This window comes from Microbacterium meiriae, assembly GCF_040685015.1.
GTDB lineage: Bacteria > Actinomycetota > Actinomycetes > Actinomycetales > Microbacteriaceae > Microbacterium > Microbacterium meiriae.
Genome location: NZ_JBFBHD010000002.1, coordinates 1,608,864 through 1,627,893, shown reverse-complemented (window position 1 = coordinate 1,627,893; position 19,030 = coordinate 1,608,864). Strand labels below are relative to the sequence as shown.

At 71.1% G+C, this 19,030-nt stretch carries 20 protein-coding genes; 10 read left to right on the top strand and 10 right to left on the bottom strand.

Annotation, left to right across the window (positions count from 1 at the left end; all coding sequences use genetic code 11):
• Positions 1 to 7 precede the first annotated feature (7 nt).
• Together AB0N68_RS16295 and AB0N68_RS16290 are read left to right on the top strand one after the other, a co-directional pair.
• On the top strand, positions 8 to 1,036 hold the full coding sequence (locus tag AB0N68_RS16295; protein WP_280567535.1) for an S-methyl thiohydantoin desulfurase domain-containing protein: 1,029 nt from the start codon (positions 8 to 10) through the stop codon (positions 1,034 to 1,036).
• Entirely contained in the window at positions 1,033 to 2,547 is a 1,515-nt protein-coding gene (locus tag AB0N68_RS16290) for a helix-turn-helix domain-containing protein (RefSeq protein ID WP_268777255.1), read from the top strand. The genes AB0N68_RS16295 and AB0N68_RS16290 overlap by 4 nt, the downstream gene beginning before the upstream one ends.
• 9 nt (positions 2,548 to 2,556) lie before the next feature.
• Here AB0N68_RS16290 and AB0N68_RS16285 read toward each other — a convergent pair whose 3' ends face one another.
• The 6 genes from AB0N68_RS16285 to AB0N68_RS16260 all read right to left on the bottom strand — a co-directional run bounded on the left by AB0N68_RS16285 (position 2,557) and on the right by AB0N68_RS16260 (position 6,884).
• Positions 2,557 to 2,967: a VOC family protein gene (locus AB0N68_RS16285; RefSeq protein WP_187663287.1), complete on the bottom strand. Its 411-nt coding sequence runs from the start codon at positions 2,965 to 2,967 to the stop codon at positions 2,557 to 2,559.
• A gap of 48 nt (positions 2,968 to 3,015) precedes the next feature.
• Complete coding sequence (locus AB0N68_RS16280) at positions 3,016 to 3,774, bottom strand: SDR family oxidoreductase (protein ID WP_280567541.1); 759 nt, start codon at positions 3,772 to 3,774, stop codon at positions 3,016 to 3,018.
• Positions 3,775 to 3,784: 10 nt separating this feature from the next.
• Positions 3,785 to 4,093 (bottom strand): hypothetical protein, encoded by a 309-nt coding sequence (locus AB0N68_RS16275; protein ID WP_187663289.1) that lies wholly within the window; start codon positions 4,091 to 4,093, stop codon positions 3,785 to 3,787.
• Between the two features lie 144 nt (positions 4,094 to 4,237).
• The gene (locus tag AB0N68_RS16270) at positions 4,238 to 5,407 is read right to left on the bottom strand and encodes an RtcB family protein (protein WP_280567546.1); all 1,170 of its coding nucleotides are present in this window, start codon (positions 5,405 to 5,407) and stop codon (positions 4,238 to 4,240) included.
• Positions 5,408 to 5,683: 276 nt separating this feature from the next.
• Positions 5,684 to 6,085 carry a VOC family protein gene (locus AB0N68_RS16265; RefSeq protein WP_259953464.1) on the bottom strand — a complete coding sequence of 134 codons (402 nt, stop codon included), beginning with the start codon at positions 6,083 to 6,085 and terminating at the stop codon, positions 5,684 to 5,686.
• Positions 6,086 to 6,116: 31 nt separating this feature from the next.
• Positions 6,117 to 6,884, bottom strand: a complete 768-nt coding sequence (locus tag AB0N68_RS16260) for a siderophore-interacting protein (RefSeq protein ID WP_280567549.1) — start codon at positions 6,882 to 6,884, stop codon at positions 6,117 to 6,119.
• 100 nt (positions 6,885 to 6,984) lie between these two features.
• Between AB0N68_RS16260 and AB0N68_RS16255 the strand changes: the two genes are divergently transcribed.
• Genes AB0N68_RS16255 through AB0N68_RS16240 form a run of 4 tightly spaced genes read left to right on the top strand, consistent with a single transcriptional unit; the run spans position 6,985 to position 10,804 of the window.
• Positions 6,985 to 7,980, top strand: a complete 996-nt coding sequence (locus AB0N68_RS16255) for a siderophore ABC transporter substrate-binding protein (protein WP_187663293.1) — start codon at positions 6,985 to 6,987, stop codon at positions 7,978 to 7,980.
• A gap of 49 nt (positions 7,981 to 8,029) precedes the next feature.
• The gene (locus AB0N68_RS16250; protein ID WP_259953459.1) at positions 8,030 to 9,016 is read left to right on the top strand and encodes an ABC transporter permease; all 987 of its coding nucleotides are present in this window, start codon (positions 8,030 to 8,032) and stop codon (positions 9,014 to 9,016) included.
• 7 nt (positions 9,017 to 9,023) lie between these two features.
• Positions 9,024 to 10,052 carry an iron chelate uptake ABC transporter family permease subunit gene (locus AB0N68_RS16245; RefSeq protein WP_280567555.1) on the top strand — a complete coding sequence of 343 codons (1,029 nt, stop codon included), beginning with the start codon at positions 9,024 to 9,026 and terminating at the stop codon, positions 10,050 to 10,052.
• Positions 10,049 to 10,804 (top strand): iron ABC transporter ATP-binding protein, encoded by a 756-nt coding sequence (locus AB0N68_RS16240; protein ID WP_187663295.1) that lies wholly within the window; start codon positions 10,049 to 10,051, stop codon positions 10,802 to 10,804. The genes AB0N68_RS16245 and AB0N68_RS16240 overlap by 4 nt, the downstream gene beginning before the upstream one ends.
• Here AB0N68_RS16240 and AB0N68_RS16235 read toward each other — a convergent pair.
• From AB0N68_RS16235 to AB0N68_RS16220, 4 genes are read right to left on the bottom strand one after another with little or no spacing between them, the layout of a single operon-like run.
• Positions 10,798 to 11,469 (bottom strand): nucleoside/nucleotide kinase family protein, encoded by a 672-nt coding sequence (locus AB0N68_RS16235; RefSeq protein ID WP_280567558.1) that lies wholly within the window; start codon positions 11,467 to 11,469, stop codon positions 10,798 to 10,800. The genes AB0N68_RS16240 and AB0N68_RS16235 overlap by 7 nt on opposite strands.
• A 4-nt stretch (positions 11,470 to 11,473) precedes the next feature.
• Positions 11,474 to 11,671 carry a hypothetical protein gene (locus AB0N68_RS16230; RefSeq protein ID WP_025104487.1) on the bottom strand — a complete coding sequence of 66 codons (198 nt, stop codon included), beginning with the start codon at positions 11,669 to 11,671 and terminating at the stop codon, positions 11,474 to 11,476.
• A 38-nt stretch (positions 11,672 to 11,709) separates the two neighbouring features.
• On the bottom strand, positions 11,710 to 12,669 hold the full coding sequence (locus AB0N68_RS16225; protein WP_259953453.1) for a DNA-3-methyladenine glycosylase family protein: 960 nt from the start codon (positions 12,667 to 12,669) through the stop codon (positions 11,710 to 11,712).
• Between the two features lie 55 nt (positions 12,670 to 12,724).
• The gene (locus AB0N68_RS16220; RefSeq protein WP_280567564.1) at positions 12,725 to 13,438 is read right to left on the bottom strand and encodes a winged helix-turn-helix domain-containing protein; all 714 of its coding nucleotides are present in this window, start codon (positions 13,436 to 13,438) and stop codon (positions 12,725 to 12,727) included.
• Between the two features lie 330 nt (positions 13,439 to 13,768).
• On the opposite strand from AB0N68_RS16220, the gene AB0N68_RS16215 reads away from it, so the two are divergent.
• The 4 genes from AB0N68_RS16215 to AB0N68_RS16200 all read left to right on the top strand — a co-directional run bounded on the left by AB0N68_RS16215 (position 13,769) and on the right by AB0N68_RS16200 (position 19,028).
• Positions 13,769 to 14,077 (top strand): GNAT family N-acetyltransferase, encoded by a 309-nt coding sequence (locus AB0N68_RS16215; RefSeq protein WP_187663299.1) that lies wholly within the window; start codon positions 13,769 to 13,771, stop codon positions 14,075 to 14,077.
• A 52-nt stretch (positions 14,078 to 14,129) separates the two neighbouring features.
• Entirely contained in the window at positions 14,130 to 14,612 is a 483-nt protein-coding gene (locus AB0N68_RS16210; protein WP_187663300.1) for a DIP1984 family protein, read from the top strand.
• A gap of 253 nt (positions 14,613 to 14,865) precedes the next feature.
• Complete coding sequence (locus tag AB0N68_RS16205) at positions 14,866 to 16,035, top strand: exonuclease SbcCD subunit D (protein ID WP_259953451.1); 1,170 nt, start codon at positions 14,866 to 14,868, stop codon at positions 16,033 to 16,035.
• Positions 16,035 to 19,028 (top strand): AAA family ATPase, encoded by a 2,994-nt coding sequence (locus tag AB0N68_RS16200; RefSeq protein ID WP_313366413.1) that lies wholly within the window; start codon positions 16,035 to 16,037, stop codon positions 19,026 to 19,028. Before AB0N68_RS16205 ends, AB0N68_RS16200 begins: the two co-directional genes overlap by 1 nt.
• Positions 19,029 to 19,030 lie beyond the last annotated feature (2 nt).

The following is a 19,030-nucleotide window of genomic DNA, read 5'->3' as shown; positions in this document are numbered from 1 at the left end:
GGATCCCATGAGGCTGGAGCGGGACGACCTGGAGGCGCTCGCCCGCGGGTATGCCCTGCTCGGCTCCGGCGGCGGCGGTTCCACGACGATGCTCGAACTCATCCTCGACACCACCGCGGGATGGCCCCTCGAGGTCTCGCCCGTGGATGCGCTCGATCCCGGCACGCCCTGTCTCGGCGTGGCCTTCGTCGGGTCGACGATGCTGCTCGGCGAGCGGATGCCCGGCGCCGCGCCCTTCGCCCCTCTGCTGCGGGCGGTGGAGCGGTGGCTCGGGCACCCCGTCCCGGCCGTGTGCTCCCTCGAGGGCGGCGGCATGAACGGCCTCGCGCCGCTCACCCTGGCCGGATCGCACACCGTGGTGGACGCCGACTGCACGGGGCGTGCGGTGCCGGGACTCGATCAGATGTCCCTGTTCGTCGACCGCGTGCCGGGACTGGTCTTCGCGTGCGAGACCGGCGCCGACGGGGTGGCGCTGGTAGAGGCGACGAGGGCCATCGATGCGGAGCGTGTCGTGCGATCGGCCATCATCCAGGCCGGGGGTGTCGGCTGCGCCGTGCTCGCCGGCTTCACGGTCGGCGACCTGCGGGAGCACGCCATCGCCGACCACCTCGCCCGCGCGCTCGCCCTCGGTCGCAGCTTCCTGGCGCACCGGTCGGCGCCGCTGCCGGTCCTGGCCGACGTGCTCGGCGGGACGCTGCTCGCCGAGGGTCGCATCGTGGCCGGTGCGTCCTCCGGCACCGATCCGCACGTGAACGCGGTCGAGATCGCCGGACTCGGCGGAGCGGTGCATCGGATCGTCACCCGTTCCGAGACGCTGGCGGTGCTCACCGACGGCCTGCTCGTCGCCGCGGCCCCCGAGATCATCGTGCTCCTGGATGCCGTGTCCCGGGAAATCCTCGAGGTCACCGAACTCGCCCCCGGGCGCACGGTGGCGGCCGTCGCCCTTCCCGCGCCGGAGTGGTGGAACGCCCGCCCTGAGCGGCGGGCCCGGGTCGTGCCTTCCGCCTACGGGCTCGTCGATCTGGACGCCGCGTGAACGGCGCGCTCGCCCTGGGGGCCCTTCTGGCGCAGGAGGAGAACGGCGTCCTCCGCCATGTCGCCGGCCCGCGCGACGTCGGGTGGGACGCGGTCGTGGTGGAGGCTGCGGAGTCCGACCTGCCGGACGAAGGGACCGCCCGGCTCGCCATCCTCACGGCGGGGGCACCGCTCGCCACCTGGCAGCAGGACGCGATGCTGCGCCGGGTCCGTGACCGCGGGTTCACCGGACTCGCGCTCCCCGGCGCCGCCGGTGTCGATCCCGGGGCGCTCCGCCTCGCGGACCGGATCGGTCTCGCCCTGCTCGACGTGGAGAGACCGGTGCAGCTCGCCCGCGCCTGTTGGATGCTCATCGAGGCGAGAGACGCCCTCACGCTCACACGGGTGCGCAAGGTCGCGCAGTCCTTCGAATACGCGGCCGACGACCTCGGCGACCTGCTCGGACACCTCGCGGCGAACCTCGGGCTCGGCGTCGCCCTCGTCGACGCCGCGGGAGTGCTGCGTCAGGCCGGAGGACATCTGGGTGCCGACCTGCACGCGGCGATCCGCTTCGACTCGTGGAGCGATGGCGCCAGGGCGGGGGAGGGCGCGGCCGCCTCGGTGCGCGTGGACAGCCCCGGCCGGTCCGGTCTGCGCCTGGTCCTGTTCGGCGACGGCTTCGGAGAGGCGCAGCTGCAGTCGCTCCTGGTGGCCGCGGAGGTCGCAATGCCCGCGGTGGCCGCCCGCATCCTCATCGACGAGATCGCGGCCGTCAACGACGTCGCCGCGTCGTCCGGGCTGCTGCGGGACTTCGTCGAGCTCCGCGGAGCCGCCGATGCCGATGTCGAACGGCGCATGGCGGAGCGGGGGTGGCGCACCGGTGGGCATCACCTCGGGTTCCGCATGGTGGCGCGCAGCCGGGTGGAGCCGCTCGCGCTCCTTCGTGCGATCAGGCCGGGGCTCAGCGCGATCGACGCCGAGGCGCACGCGACCACCGCCGGTCGAGGCCTCAGCGGTTGGCTCTCCTTCGCCGAAGCCCCCGGTCCCGACCGCATCGAGCGGGCCGTGGCGGCGCTGCGCGACCTCCACCTCGCGGCCCTGCGCGACTTCGCGGTGGCGACCGGGGTGGGCTCGGCGCAGACCGGGCCGGAAGGACTGGCGGCGACCCTCGACGAGGCCGGCGACGCCGCACGGATCGCCGCCGCCCGGTCGGCGACCGGATGGTTCGTCCGCGTCGACAGCCTCGGGCTCGAACAGCTCCTGCTCGCCTGGACCGGGAATGACACCTTCGTCCCGGCCGCGCAGTCGCTGCTGGCACCCCTGGGGGAGGGGAACGGCGAGTTGCTCACGACGCTGTCGGCGTACCTCGACCATGAGTCAGGCATCGCGGCCACGGCGGCCGCTCTCGGGCTGCATCGCAACACGGTCGCCGTGCGGATCCGGCGGGTGCAGGAGCTCCTCGGGATCGACATGAGCGACCCCGAGGCGCGGCTGGCGTTGCACCTCGCGTGTCGCGCCGTGCTGCCGCGCTGAGCCCGGCGGTCACTCCGGGTCGCCGTGCAGCATCCAGGCGATCCCGAAGCGGTCGACGAGCATGCCGAACGTCCCACCCCACGGCGGCACGTCGAGCGGCATCGTGATCGTGGCGCCCTCGGAGAGCCGGTCCCACACCTGTCGGGTGACCTCCTGTGTATTGCCGCTCAGCGAGACGGAGATGCCCTGCGGTCTCTCGTAGGTCATGCCCTCCGGAGTATCCGAGGCCATGAGCACGAGACCGTCGGGGGTCGTGAGCTGCGCATGCATCACGAGATCCTTCTGGCTCGGATCCTGCACCATGTCGGGGAAGTCGCCGAAGACCGTGATGTCGAGGTCTCCGCCGAGGACTCCCCGGTAGAACTCCATGGCCTCGCGGGCCTCGGTGCGGAAGGACAGGTAGGGATTGAGGTTCGCCATGCGTGCTGCTCCTGGTCGCTCGACTGCTGGAAAGACCCCCGCCCCTCCTCAGTCTGCGCGCGCCGGGACCGCTTCGGCAAGCCATTCCGCGAACGTCTGCGTCCCGCGAATCGCGTCTGGTCCCGGCAGCGCCTTCCCCGCGCGCATCCCCGCCATCTGCGGACCTGGCACGTTCAGCGCCGGGATCCAGCCGCGGTACCCGATACGTCGCGCGTACGCCCGCACCATGTCGGCGAGCTGCTCTTCGCGGGGGCCGGCGAGGTCGGGCACTCGGCCCCGCGCGTTCCCGGTCGCGAGCGCGACGAGCCGTTCCGCGACCTCTCGGGCCGCCACCGGCTGCGTGCGCGCACGCGGGGCGAGATGCAGCGGACCCGCCTTCGCGCGCGCGAACATCTGCGCGGCGAACTCGTGGAACTGCGTGGCTCGGAGGATCGTCGAGGGGACGGCGGACGCGGAGACCAGCTTCTCCTGGGCCACCTTGCCCGCGTAGTAGTCGTAGGGGATCCGGTCGATGCCGACGATGGAGAGCAGGACGACGTGTCCCACGCCGGCGTCCGCGGCGGCGGCGAGGAGGTTCCCGGTGGCGGCCGTGAAGAACTCGATCGCCGTGCTCGCCTTCAGCGTCTCGACGCTCACGACGTCGATCACGGCGTCGGCCCCGGTCAGCGCCGCCTCCAGCCCGCGCCCGCTGACCAGGTCGACGCCGTGCGAACGACTGAGCACGACGGCCTCATGACCCGCGCTCCGGACGGCCGCCACCGTGGGCGTGCCGACGACGCCGGTTCCTCCTGCGACGACGATCCTCATGCGTCGATCCTCACTCCCGATCCAGTCCGAAGGTGCGCTTCACGAGCGCCTGCACATCACGATCGAGTCCGTCGATACGGGCGTTGACGCCGTCGATGCGGGTGCCGACCGCGTCGAACCGGGTGTTGACCGCGTCGAAGCGCGCGGTCATCTCGTTGCGCAGGCCGCCGAGCTGACCGTTCATCTCGTTGCGCAGGCCGCCGATCTCGCTGCGCAGGACGCGGATGAACAGCGTCGAGACGACCGTGAGCATGCCCATCATCAGCGCCGTGAACGCGCCGATCATGGTCCAGACCTGTGCACCGTCCATGGTTTCCATCCCCTCATCGTGGCACCGGATCCTTCAGCCTGCCAGCATCCTGGCGGACGCCACGCTCGGCGACCCGCGCTCTGTGGAGATACCGGGAATCGCGCGGATTGGGGAGGAAGGGCCGGGCGAGGATCCCTCTCACCCGGCCCTCGGTCAGTCGCCCTTCACGTTGACGAGCTGCCGCAGCGTGTGCCGGATCCGCACCAGGCTCGCCGCATCCGCCATCACGCGATCGATGGGCTTGTACGCCTGCGGGATCTCGTCGATGAAGGCGTCGGTGTCGCGGAACTCGATGCCGGCCATCGCCTCGCGCAGCTGCGCATGCGTGAACGTCTTCCGGGCCGCGGACCGCGAGTACTCGCGCCCGGCGCCGTGCGGTGACGAGTTCAGCGACAGCGGGTCGCCGAGCCCTTCCACCACGTAGGACGCCGTGCCCATCGACCCGGGGATGAGTCCGGGCCGACCCGCATCCGCCTGGATCGCGCCCTTCCGGGACACCCAGACGCGCTTCCCGAAGTGCATCTCCGACTCCGTGAAGTTGTGGTGGCAGTTGATCCGCTCCTCCTCCTCGACCGGGGTGCCGAGGAACTCGGAGAGCTGCCGGATGACGCGGTCCATCATCTCCTCGCGGTTCAGCAGCGCGAAGTGCTGCGCCCACCTGAGCTCCCGGATGTAGCGGGTGAACTCCGGCGCGCCCTCGACGAGGTAGGCCAGGTCGGGGTCGGGGAGGTCGATCCACCATTGCTTCGCCAGACGCTGTGCGACGGCGATGTGGTGCCCGGCGATCCTGTTGCCCACGCCGCGGGAACCGGAATGCAGGAACAGCCAGACCCGGTCGAGTTCATCCGCCGACACCTCGATGAAGTGGTTTCCCGACCCGAGGGTGCCGAGCTGGAGCCGCCAGTTCTTCGCGTAGCCCTCGGGGTCGAACTCGGCCGCGGTGGCCCGCTCCTCCAGCTCGACCACGCGAGGAGCGGCCGTCCCCACGACCTTGTTGTTGTAGCGCCCGGCGGACAGCGGGACCGCGCGCTCGATCTGCTCCCGGAGCGCGGCGAGGTCGCGCCCGTCGAGGTCGTCCTTCGTGAACGGCGTGCGGACGGCGATCATGCCGCAGCCGATGTCGACGCCGACGGCGGCGGGGATGATCGCGCCGAGCGTCGGGATGACCGACCCGACGGTCGCCCCCTTGCCGAGGTGCGCATCCGGCATCAGCGCCAGGTGCGGGTGGATGAACGGCATGCGTGAGGTGGTGCGCGCCTGATCGAGGGTCTTCTCATCGATCAGGGACGCCCACGACAGCAGCCGTGCGGAGAGCCTCTCCATGATTCCTTTCCTTGTGGTGATGTCCAGCCCACAGGTCAGGGGAGTCTTCCGACGGAAAACGCCCCGGACCTGACGGTGCGGGGCGTTGCGAGAGCGGATGCTGTCACACGGCGCGCGCCGGAGGGTACGACTCGTCGCGGTCATTGCGCTTCTGCGGAAGCGGCAATGCCGTGATCGGGTGGAGATTCCGCGGGGCGGTCATCCGTCGTCTCCTCGGCTGGTGTGCGGCGCCGGTCGGCACAGCCTTGCCACCCTAGGCGGCGACACGCCCGGGCGTCAAGCGTCCCTCGGCGGGTTGTACATGAACTCGAGCCGGATGCCGTCGGCGTCCTCGACGAAGGAGGCGTAGTACCGCTCGCTGTACCGCGGATATTCCTTCGGGTCCCGCACGGCGGTCCAGCCGGATTCGAGCGCGAGATCGTGGAGCCTGTCGACCTCGGCGCGCGACGGCACCGCGAAAGCCATGTGCTGCCAGCCGACGCGGCCGTGCCGGTGGGGCGTGGAGTCGTCGTCCCAGGTGTAGAGGATGATCTCGGTCTCGTCGCCGGTGTGCCAGGAGATCGAGTGATCGTCCTCGCCGCCGAGTTCGTAGCCGAGAGCGGTGAGCACGGGATGGAACTGCGCCCGTCCGCGTTCGAGGTCGGCGACGGTGATGCCCAGGTGATCGAGGAGAGCCATGCGCCCAGTCTGTCAGCGCATCGACCCGGTGTCAGTGGGGAGCGTGGTATTCGGCCTCGCCGCGCTTCCAGTAGCCCTTCACGACGGCGTTCGCGTTGTCCACGCCCCAGCGTGCCAGCAGGGCCCGACCGGGCTTCACGATGGACTGCTCGGCGGCGATGAAGACGAACGGGTCGGGTCCGACGACCTCGTCCTCGGTGAGCGCGTCGAGGAAGGAGATCAGCGCAGAGCCGGCGGGAGCGGCGCCGCGGTGCAGCCACTCGACAGCCACCGGAGCTTCGAGAGCGACCTCGCCGGCTGCCGACGTGGTCTCGATGACGATGCGTGCCGGCGTGCCCTCGGGGACGAGGGCGGCGAAACGGCGGATCGCGGGGATGGCCGTCTCGTCACCGACGAGGAGCCACGATCCCGGCTCTCCGGTGAGGACGGCGGCGCCGCGCGGCCCGCCGACGCCGATGGTCGCCCCCAGCGGGGCGTTCGCGGCCCACGGTGCGGCCACGCCCTGATCGCCGTGCACGGCGAACTCGACATCGAGCCAGTCGTCACCCCACGCGAGGGGCGTGTACTCGCGGCTCGGGGCGGCGCGCAGCTCCTCCACCGAGCCCACGGGGCCGCTCGGGAAGAAGAGCCGCATGTGGTCGTCTGAGCCCGGGGAGTCGAAGCCGGCGAGGTCGGGGCCGGACAGCCGGATGCGCACGAAATCCGGAGCGAGCCATTCGCGGGCGCTCAGCGTGACGTTGCGGAAGCGCAGCTCGAGGCCGCGACGCTCGATCGAGAAACCGGATTTCGTATCGCTCATAAAGTAAGGCTAACCTAAAAACCGACGCGGTCGGCTCGCCCGCCCGTCGGACCGGCGCCCCACGAGGGTGCACACATCCCCGCAGAACAGGAGTCTCTCCATGTCCGTGCCCAGAACCCTCACCGCCACGAGCGTCGCTCTCGTCGGCCTGCTCGCCCTCTCCGGCTGCGCGTCCGGCGGCGAAGCCGAACCCGAAGCGACGACCGCGGGATCGGGGACCGTGACCATCGAGGACAACACCGGCACGCATGAGATCACCACGCCGCCGACCTCGGTCGTCGCTCTGGACAACCGGACCTTCCAGACCCTGTCCGACTGGGGTGTCGAGCTCTCCGCCGGTGCGGTCTCCCTGATGCCGGAGACCGTCTCGTACGCGAAGGACGAGGACATCGTCGACATCGGCCTGCACACCGAGCCCGACCTCGAGGCCATCGTCGCCGCCGACCCCGACCTCATCATCAGCGGTCAGCGCTTCACGCAGCACAACGAGGCCATCGCGGAGCTGGTCCCGGACGCGACGATCATCGACCTGGAGCCCCGAGACGGCGAGCCCTTCGATGAGGAGCTCAAGCGGCAGACGACCGTCCTGGGCGAGATCTTCGGCACGCAGGACGAGGCCCAGAAGCTCGTCGAGGAGTTCGACGCCGCGGTGGACCGCGCGAAGGCGGCCTACGACGACGCCGACACCGTCATGGCCGTCAACACCTCGGGCGGCCAGATCGGCTACCTCGCTCCGACGGTCGGCCGTTCCCTGGGTCCGATCTACGACATGCTCGGCCTCACGCCGGCACTGCAGGTCGACGACGCGAGCGACGACCACCAGGGCGACGAGATCTCGGTCGAGGCCATCGCCGCCTCGAACCCCGACTGGATCCTCGTGCTCGACCGCGACGCCGTGTTCGCGGCGGAGACGCCGGACTACGTGCAGGCGGCGGAGATCATCGAGAACTCCGAGGCGCTCACCGGCGTCACCGCGGTGAAGGACGACCAGATCGTCTACATGCCCACGGACACCTACCTCAACGAGAGCATCCAGACGTACACGACGTTCCTCAACGACCTCGCCGACGCGCTCGAGAAGAGCGCCGACAAGTAAGGGCTGGGCGGCGGCGTCCCGACCGGGGCGCCGCCGCCGGCATCCCCCCATGACCTCTCCTCTCCTCACCTCGACACCGCGATCGTCCGCACGGCTTTTCGATCCGAAGCTGCTCATCGGCGTCCTCGTCGTGGCGGCGCTTCTGGTGATCTCGCTCTTCACCGGTGTGTACGACATCGCCGGCGCGGACGACGGCGCGCAGATGTTCCAGATCACCCGCGTCCCCCGGACGATCGCGCTCGTGCTCGCGGGCGCGGCGATGGCGATGGCCGGTCTCGTGATGCAGCTGCTCACGCAGAACCGCTTCGTCGAGCCGACCACCACCGGGACCACGGAGTGGGCGGGACTCGGGCTCCTCACCGTGATGGTGCTCGTGCCGCAGCCCTCCCTTCCGCTGCGCATGGCCGGGGCCGTGCTCGCCGCGTTCGTCGGCACGATGGTGTTCTTCGCGTTCCTCCGCCGGGTGGCGTTGAAGTCGTCGCTCATCGTGCCCATCGTCGGCATCATGCTGGGCGCGGTGGTCGGCGCGATCACGACCTACTTCGCCCTCGTCACGAACTCCCTGCAGATCATCGGTGTCTGGTTCGCGGGCAGCTTCACCTCGGTCATGCGCGGACAGTACGAGATGCTGTGGATCGTCGCCATCATCGGCGTCATCGTCTTCCTCGTGGCCGACCGACTGACCATCGCCGGGCTGGGGGAGGAGATCGCCACCAACGTCGGGGTGAACTACAACCGGATGATCCTGCTCGGCACCGCGCTGATCGCGGTGACGACCGGTGTGGTCACCGTGGTCGTCGGCAACCTGCCCTTCCTGGGGCTGATCGTTCCGAACATCGTCTCGATGGTCCGTGGCGACGACCTGCGCAGCAACCTGCCGTGGGTGTGCCTGCTCGGCATCGCGATCGTCACCGTCTGCGACATCATCGGCCGGACGATCATCATGCCGTTCGAGGTGCCGGTGTCGCTGATCCTCGGTGTCGTCGGCGCCGTCGTGTTCGTGCTTCTCCTCCTGCGGCAGCGTCGTCGTGGCTGAGGCGACGATGACGGCGACGACGGCCCAGCGGACGACGCGGTCGGCCGGGGCGTTCACGACCGTGCGGGCGCGTCGCCGCTACATCGTCGTGCTCGTGGTGCTCGGTGTGCTCGCCCTCGGTTCCGCGTTCGGTCTCCTCGCCTGGGACAACCCGCTGCCCGTCGGCACGCCCGGGTTCTGGCGCATCGCCCAGCACCGTGCGACCGCCGTGGTCGTGATGGCGCTCGTCGCCGTCGCCCAGGCCGTCGCCACGGTCAGCTTCCAGACGGTCACGAACAACCGGATCATCACTCCCTCGATCATGGGCTTCGAGTCGCTGTACCGTGTCGTCCAGACCACGACCGTGTACCTCTTCGGCGTCGCCGGGCTGGTGGCGATCCAGGGCGTCGGCCAGTTCGCCCTCCAGGTGCTCATCATGGTCGCGCTCGCCGTCCTCCTCTACGGGTGGCTCCTGTCCGGGCGCTACGGCAACCTCCAGATCATGCTGCTCGTGGGCATCGTGATCGGGGGCGGCCTCGGGGCGATCGCCACATTCATGCAGCGGCTGCTCACCCCCAGCGAGTTCGATGTGCTCGCCGCCCGGCTGTTCGGCAACGTCTCCAACGCCGATCCCTCGTATCTCCCGCTCGCGATCCCGCTCGTGATCGCGGCCTCGACCCTCCTGTGGCTGCGGTCCCGGCGTCTGAACGTGCTCGCGCTCGGCCCCGATGCCGCACGATCGCTCGGCCTCGACCACCGGCGGGAGCAGTTCCTCGTCCTGACCCTCGTCGCCGTGCTGATGGCCACCTCCACAGCCCTCGTGGGTCCGATGACCTTCCTCGGCTTCCTCGTGGCGACGCTCGCGTACCAGTTCGCCGACACGCACGACCATCGGCTGATCTTCCCGGTCGCCGTCCTCACCGCGTTCTCGATCCTGGCGGGGGCGTACTTCGTCATGAAGAACGTCTTCTACGCGCAGGGCATGGTCTCGATCCTCATCGAGATCGTGGGCGGCACCGTGTTCCTCATCGTCATCCTCCGAAAGGGCAGACTGTGATCGCACTCGACGGCGTCCGCCGTGACTACAGCAGCGAGGTCGCGATCGGCCCCGTCGACCTCCGCATCCCCACCGGCGGGATCACCGCCCTCATCGGGCCGAACGGTGCGGGCAAGTCGACGCTCCTGACCATGATCGGCCGGCTGAACGGGATGGACGCCGGGGCCATCGAGATCGCGGGCCTCGACGTCGCCTCCACGAAGTCGAAGGACCTGGCCAAGGTGGTCTCGATCCTCCGCCAGGAGAACCACTTCGTGACCAGGCTCACCGTGCGGCAGCTCGTGGGTTTCGGCCGCTTCCCGCACTCCCAGGGCCGGTTGACGAGAGCCGACGAGGAGGTCATCAGCCAGGCGATCGACTTCCTCGATCTGGGGGCGCTCGAGGGGCGCTACCTCGACGAGCTCTCCGGCGGGCAGCGGCAGCGGGCTTACGTGGCCATGGTGCTCGCGCAGGACACGGAGTTCGTGCTGCTCGACGAGCCCCTCAACAACCTCGACATGCGGCACGCCGTGCAGATGATGAAGCACCTGCGGCGCGCGGCGGAGGAGCTCGGGCGGACGATCGTCATCGTGCTGCACGACATCAACTTCGCCGGACACTACGCCGACCACATCTGCGCCATGAAGGACGGTCGGGTGGTGGAGTTCGGCCCGCCGGCGGCGATCATGACGGACGACGTGCTGAGCCGCGTGTTCGACACCCCCGTGCAGGTCGTGGACGGACCCTCGGGCCCCCTCGCCGTCTATTACTGACGCGGGCCGGCGATCCGAGGGGCCCGGAGGTCGTCGTTCTCCACGATCACCGCGGCGTGCCGCTCCGGGTCGTCCTCTCGCAGGTACATCCGCTGACCCTCGACGTAGCGTCGGTTGCTCGCCGCCTCCGGGGCCGGATCCGAGCCGTCGCGTCGTGCCATGCGCGCGGCGGAGACGGCGAAGTCCACACGGAGGAAGACCGAGAAGTCCCACACCGCACGGAGCTCCCGCCGATGCAGGAAGATCCCGTCGACGACGATCACCGACGGCGCGGCGAGATGGCGTACCGGCCCATCGAGCAGTTCGTCGCTGTCGAGGTCATGTGACGCCGTGAGATACGGTCCATGGCCGGCCCGGAGCGGGGCGATCACATGGCGATCGAAGGCCGCGTAGTCGTAGGAGTCGAGGAAGAAGCCCTCCGGGGAATGCCGGCCTCGCCGATAGCGCTCCGTTCTGCGCCGGTGGAACCCGTCGATGGAGATCCGCACCGTGGGGTGCCGCGGCGCGAGGAGTTCGGCGATCTCGTCGGCGAACACCGTCTTCCCCGAGCCGTCCACGCCGTCGATGCCGACGAACACGTTGCGGCGGAGATCCTCCGGCCGCGGAATCACCGACACCACGGCCGTGAGCACGGCCCGACGGCCGGCGCTGGACTGCCGCTCCATGGCGTCAGAGCTCGACGCCGTGGTCCTCGTCGTTCACGCCCGCGTTGTGACCGCGGCGGGACTCGTAGCCGAGGAACCAGCCGAACCACACGATCGCGGCGAGCAGCACGCCCAGCCACACGTTCTGGAAGATGAGGCCGAGGACGACACCGGCGATCAGCAGGCCGACCGTGACGAAGATGCGCAGGGCGGTACGGGACATGCGCTCAGCATACGTCGGCCGCTCCGGGAACGGGCCGGTCAGCGTCGGCGGTGGTCTTCCGGGGCGAGCCGGGGTCCGCGCCGCGCCTCGGCGACGCCGCTCGCGAAGATGAGCCGGATGACGCGCTGCCGGTGACCGGCCCAGGGAGCGAGCAGCTCGACCATGCCGGCGTCATCCGTGCGGTGCCCCGTCAGGGCATGTCCGACCTCGTGCGCCAGATGGTAGTCGCCCACGCTGACGGCATCGGGGTCGCCCAGCGCACGGATGCGCGTCTCCGCAGCGGTCCAGACGCCGACCCCGGGCAGGCTCGTGAGGACGCGGTCACGGTCAGGGCCGGTCGTGGCCGCTCGGACGGCATCGGCGATGCGGTCGCCGCGCTCCGCCGCCCGCACGATGGTCTTCGACTGCGGCGGCTCCACTCCGGCGCGGTGCCACGCCCAGGACGGGATGCGTCGCCACTGCGCCGCCGTGGGAGCGACGGCCATCGGTCGCGGCGTCGGCCCCGGCGCCGGGTCGCCGAAGCGCGACACGAGGTATCGCCAGGCGCCGAAGGCCTGCATGGAGGTGACCTTCTGCTCCAGGATGCCGCAGGCGAGGGCATCGAAGACCTCATCCGTGCGTGCGAGCCGGATGCCGGGGTGTCGTCGGGCCGCCTCGGCGATGAGGGGGTGTAGGGAGGGATCGAAGCCGGTCGGGTCGTCGCCGGCACCGCACAGTGCCGGCACGAGGGCGAGTGCGTGCTCGGCACCCGGACCCCAGGCGGTCGCCGTGACCTCGTTCCCCGACATCCGCAGGGCCAACGTCGACGGACCCTGTGGCGTGCGGACCGCGCGCCAGATGACGGGGCCGTCGAAGACCGTCGTCGGATCGGTGCCGCCGCGGCGCAGCATGCCGACGGTACGCCGGAGATCGAGCGGGTGCGGCGGGCGGTACGTCGTCTCCCGCGGAGCATCCGCGCGGACGGCGCCCGCCGTCGCGGGGGCGGCGGCGAGGGTCATGCGCCCACCCTACGCGCGGCTCCTGACACCGGCCTCCGGGTCGAGCAGGAGCGGGTCAGAAGCGGTCCGGCGACGGGGTTCCGTGGCCGTAACGGATGACGACGTCGGCGTGACGGTCGAAGCGGTAGCCGATGCCGCGCACGGTACGGACGATGTCCTCGTAGCGGCCGAGCTTCGCCCGCAGCCGGCGCACGTGCACGTCGATCGTGCGCTCGCCAGGGGTCTCGTCGTCCTGGGCCTGCCAGAGGGCGGCGACGAGCTCGCTGCGCTCGATCGTGCGGCCCTCGCGGAGGACGAGGTACTGCAGCAGCTCGAACTCCTTGTAGGTAAAGGCGGCGGACTCGCCGTCGATGAGCACGCGCTTGCGGGAGATGTCGACGGTGACACCGGACTCCTCGGGCGTGGTCTCCTCCTCGGCGGCGGCCTTGGTGCGGGCGATCGCGCCGGGCTCCTGCAGGGCGAGACGCACGACGTCGAGGTCGCGGCCGCCGGAGCCGTGCGGGGCGAGGGCGACGGTGGCGTGGGTCTCGGCGCCGGGCGCGAGCTCGGCCAGCGTGCGGCGGAGGGCGTCGACGAGCAGCGGAAGGCTCACACCGGCTTCGGCGGCCTTGATCTCGTCCAGGCCGACGTAGAGGGCGAAGCCGCGGGGCGAGCGGACGGCGGGGAGGTCGGCGCCGACCGGGGCCAGCGGAGCCGACGACTCGGCGGGTCGGACGGTGCGGTTCGGGGCGGTGACGGCGGGACGCTCGAGAAGGGCGGAGTTCGACATGATGATGGGTCCTCAGGACGTGAGCCCGACGGGAGGGGGCTCGGATGCGTTGCACGAATGACCGGCGGAGCCGGGGAAGCGAGCACGGGTGTGTGCTCGGGACACTGCTCTCGCAGATGGCGAGGAGTCAGGTCAGACGAGGTGGCTGTTCGTTCAGCGACACATTCGGCAACACATGTCAACGCGACCGGGCATCATCATCCCGGCAGTCCCGTTCGCCTCCTGGGCGGACAAAGGGCGTGCGTTGATGGTCATGGGGGGATTATGTCCGATCGTGACGGGACATGTCAAAACGCCCGGGCGCGTCGCAAGAGGCGTAACGTGACACGGATGACGATCTCGCACACCGTCGGCGGCTTCATCCTGACCGACGAGAAGGACGCATCGCGGTACACCCTCACGCGCGACGGGAAGCTCGTCAGCGTGCTCGACTACCGGGACGACGGCCACACCGTCGCGCTCACCCGGGCCTACACGGTCCCGGCATTCCGCGGAAACGGATACGCCGGAAAGGTGGTCGAGGGGGCCGTGGCCGACATCGCGGAGCGCGGCGACCGCAAGGTCGACGCGGTCTGCTGGTACGTGGCGGAGTGGTTCACCGCCCACCCCGAGCAGTCCGGACTCCTCCGCTCACGCTGACGCTCCGGCTGTATGACGAACTGTTACGGCCGCCGCCTGCGAGGATGAGGGCATGAGACTCGCCGAAGCCCTGGCCGCCCGCGCCGACCTGCAGCGCCGCATCGAGCAGCTGCGGGCGCGCATCGTCGCGAACGCCCGGTACCAGGAGGGTGAGGAGCCTGCGGAGGACGCGGCGGCGTTGATCGAGGAGGCCGATGACGCACTGACTCGGCTGCAGAGCCTCATCCGCCGCATCAACGTCACGAACTCCCGCCTCGACCTCGGCGCGGACGGCACGATGACCGACGCGCTCGCCGCGCGGGACGTGCTGCGCCTGCGCCACTCGGTGCTCGCCGACGCGGCGGCCGCCGCGTCCGGGGCGAGCGAGCAGTACCTGCGTCAGATGCGCTCGGAGCTGAGGCAGGTGTCGGCGCTGCCGGTCGCCGCGCTCCGGGCCCGGGCGGACGCCGTCGCCCAGGAGCTCCGTGCGCTCGACAACCGGATCCAGCAGGCGAACTGGTCGCACGACCTCGAGGAGGAGAGCGGAAGTCGGTAGTCGCGACGGAGCGGGCACAACCCTCAGCCGGCGGGGCAAGCCGGCACCTGTGGGCGGAGGGCAGCCCTGATCTCGCATCGCGCAGCCCCGCACGTCGCACAGGTGAAGATGCACGGTGCATCTCGCATCACCACGTGCCGGTCGTCGCGACGAGGGTGGGTCAGGGGACCTTCCGCCTTTCCTCGGCCGTCGGGAGACGGCGGTCCCGGCACGCCTCGGACGGAATGTCCGAGGGGCTTCGTACCGTGGGGGTATGCGGATCCTGCACACCTCGGACTGGCACATCGGCCGGACGTTCCATGGCAACTCGACCATGGACGCGCTGGCCGAGGTGCTCACCGCCCTGACCGCGCAGGTCAGGGAGCACGAGGTCGACGTCGTGATCGTCGCGGGCGACGTGTTCGACTCCGCCACGCCCTCGGCCGCCGCCTATACGCTGCTCGGAGACGCCCTCGTCGATCTGCATGAGACGGGTGCACGGGTGGTCGTCACCAGCGGGAACCACGATTCCGCCGCGCGGCTGGGGTTCCAGGCCCGGCTGCTGCGCGACGGCATCCACGTGCTCACCGACCCCCTCGCGGTCGGTACCCCCGTCACGATCGACGACGCTCACGGTCCGGTGCATTTCTTCGGGATCCCGTATCTGGAGCCCGCGATCGTCCGCCAGCACTGGCCGGAGGGCGACGCCGAGGGACGGCAGCTGCGCACGCAGGCGCAGACCATGACGCACGCGATGACCCTCGTCCGCGCGGGCATGCAGGAGCACGCGGGTCGGTCGATCGCGATCGCCCACTGCTTCGCCGCGGGGGTGGAGCCGACGGAGGGTCTGGAGCGCGAGGTGCGACAGGGCGGCCTCGACGTCGTGCCGCTCCGGGCGTTCGACGGCCCCGACTACGTCGCACTGGGTCATATCCACGGTCGTCAGCAGGTCAGCGAGCGGGTGCGATACGCCGGCGCTCCGCTGCACTACAGCTTCGGCGAGCAGCACAAGCCGCGCGGCTCCTGGCTCGTCGACCTCGATGCCGACGGGCTCGCGGGCGTCGAGTGGCTGGAGCTGCCGGTTCCGCGGCGCCTGGTCACCCTGACCGGCGCCTTCGAGGAGATCCTCTCCGCAGAGAACATCGCCGCGCACGCCGACGCCTGGGTGTGCGCCGTCTACACCGACGCCGTACCGCAGACCGAACCCATGCGACGGCTGCGCGAGGCGTACCCGCACTGCGCCATGGTGCAGCATCAGCCCGCGACGGTCGGGGAGGAGCGTGAGCGGTCGTACGGCGAGCGGCTGCGCTCCGCGGTGACCGACGCCGACCGGATCGAGGCGTTCCTCGAGCATGTGCGGGCGGGCCAGGGAGCGACCGAGGTCGAACGCGAGCTGATCCGCGAGGTGCTCGACGACCGGGTCCGCGCGGAAGCCCTCGTCTAGTGCGGCTGCATCGGCTGGAGGTCGAGGGTTTCGGGCCGTTCCGCGCGCGTCAGACCGTGGACTTCGACGCCTTCGCCGACGACGGGATCTTCCTCATCGCCGGCCGCACCGGAGCGGGGAAGTCGAGCATCCTGGACGCGGTCTGCTTCGGGCTGTACGGCGGGGTGCCGCGGTACGACGGCGGGGAGAAGAGGCTCCGCAGCGATCACAGCGAACCGGACGATCCCTCCGAGGTGGTCGTCGAGTTCAGCACGCCGTCCGGTCGCTACCGGGTCACGCGTTCGCCCGAGTACCTTCGGCCGGCTCGGCGCGGCGGAGGCCTGACCAAGCAGGCGGCGGCGGTCTCCCTGGAGGAGCTCACGGACGACGGCTGGGTGGGTCGCGCGGCGCGGGCGGTCGACGTGGCGCACGAGCTCGATGACATCCTCCAGCTCAGCCGGGAGCAGTTCCTGCAGGTGATCCTTCTGGCGCAGAACCGCTTCTCGGAGTTTCTCCTGGCGGGCAGCCGGGACCGGCAGGCGCTGCTGCGCCGGCTCTTCGGCACCGAGCGTTTCGAAGACGTGCAGGCGCGGTTCGACGAGCGGCGGCGCCACGCTGAGCAGGTGCTCGGCGCGCGCCTGGCCACCGTCTCCGCGCGGCTGGACGAAGCGGAGCGCCTGGTGGCGGATGCCGACCTCGGGGGCGACGGCGGTGACGACGAGGGCGGCATCGCGTCGGAGGTGCAGGGCGCTGGCACCACGACCGCCGATCGCCTGGCGGAGCTCGAACGGGCGCAGGCGCGCGCTGCGTATCGGGCGGAACGGCGCGCCGCCGATCGCCTGGAGGCGGAGAAGCGGTTCGAGGTCGCCGATGCTGCTCTGGCTGCGGCGCGCGAGGATCAGCGCGCGCAGAAGGAGCGAGACCGTGCCCGCGCGGCGATGGCCCGTCTGGATGCCGAGGAAGCGGCGGTCGCCGCGGCGAAGGCGGAGCTCGGCAGGGCGCGGGCAGCCGAGGCGCTCCGTTCCTCGATCGCCGCGGCCACACGCGCGGCGGCGGCAGCGGACGAGGCGGCCGCCACGGAGGAACGGGCACGCGCGGCCTGGGCCCGGCTCGGCGTCGAGACCGACGACCTCGACGCGTGGATCGCGGAACGGACGCGTGAGTCCGGGATCTGGGAGCGCGCCGTCATGCTGGAGGCACAGGCGCCGTCCCGCGCCACCGAGCGCGGGACGGCGGAAGCGGCTGTCGTCGCCGCCGAGCGCCGGTGCGAGGACGGGCAGGCGGAGCGCGCTGCCCTCCCCGGGCGGATCGCGGCCGCAACCCTGGAACGGGACGACGCCCGTCGACTCGCCGACCGCATCGCGGAATGGGAGAGCGTGCGCATCGCCGCGGCCGTTCGCCGCGAAGCCGCGGTAGAGGCGGAGACCCTGCAACAGGACTGCACCTCCGCCGAGCGGGTCCTCGCCGAGGCGACGTCTGCACAGGCCGCCGCACAGTCGGCTCTCGCTGACCTGCGGCAGCGCCGGATCGACGGCATGGCGGGGGAGCTGGCCTCCGCCCTCGTCGACGATCACCCCTGCCCGGTGTGCGGTGCGCGAGAGCACCCGGCCCCGGCAGACCACGGCGCGACGGTCTCCGCGGAGGACATCGCGGCTGCGGAGGTCCGGAGGGACGAGGCGGCGCGGCGCGAGCAGCAGGCGGCATCGACCTGCACGACGTTGCAGGTCCGACTCGCCGCGGCCACGGCGCGCGCGGACGGACGGGACGTCGAGACGGCGGGAGCCGAGCTCGATGCCGCCCTTGCCGCGGAGAAGGAAGCCCTTGCCGCCGCCGAGACCGCGCGGCGACGCGATGTCGTCCTCGCCGAGCTCCGCGAGCAGCAGGACGCCCTGGAGCTCCGCCGTGTCCAGGACGAGGCGGCCCTCGCCGCAGCCCGCGAGCAGCTGGCTCTGGTGGTCCAGCGAGACGATGACGCCCGCAGGGCGATCGACGAGGCGCGAGGGAGCTACGCGTCGGTCGCCGAGCGGACGGCGGAGACGACCGCCCACCTCGCCGTGGCCCGACGCCTCCTGGACGCCGAGGCCGAACGTGCGCGGAGACAGCAGGCGGCGACGGAGGCGGCCGCCGAGAGAGACGTTGCACTCGATGCCTCCGAGTTCCCCGACGTCACGGCCGTCGTGGAGGCGTTGCGCCCGCCGGCGGTGCAGGCGGAGCTCGATGAGCGGGTGACGACGCACGCGGTGCAGCGGGAGAAGGAGCGTGCACTTCTCTTCGACCTCGAACTGCGGACCCTGCCGGAGGAGCCGATCGACCTCGCGCCGATCGAGCAGGCAGCGCTCGATGCGAGGGCGGCGTGGACCGCCGCCGTCGACGAGGCCACGAGGACGGCGGGCGACGCTGCGCGGCTGGCCGGCCTCATCGACGCCGCGAAGGACGAGCACGCCCGCACGGCAGAGGACGCGGCGGCGTTCGAGGTGCTCCAGGCCCTCGCCGACACCATCGCCGGACGCGGAGCGAACACACGCAAGATGACGCTGGAGACCTTCGTGCTGGCGGCAGAGCTCGAGGAGATCGTCGACGCCGCGAACCGCCGCCTCCACGACATGTCGGAAGGACGCTACCGGCTGCAGCACTCCGATGCCCTGGCGGCACGCGGTGCCGCGTCCGGACTGGGCATCGTGGTCGCCGACGCGTTCACCGGGCAGACCCGCCCGCCACAGTCGCTGTCCGGCGGCGAGACGTTCCTCACGTCCCTGGCGCTCGCCCTCGGGCTGGCCGAGGTCGTGACGGCCCGCGCCGGCGGCATCCGCCTGGACACGCTCTTCATCGATGAGGGATTCGGCTCGCTCGACGGCGACACACTCGACGTCGCGATGCGCACGCTCGACGAACTCCGGCAGGGCGGGCGCACGGTCGGGGTCATCAGCCACGTCGAGGCCATGCAGGAACAGATCCCGGCTCAGCTCACCGTCCGCGCGCTGCCGAACGGGCCGAGCGTCATCGAGATGCGCTGAGC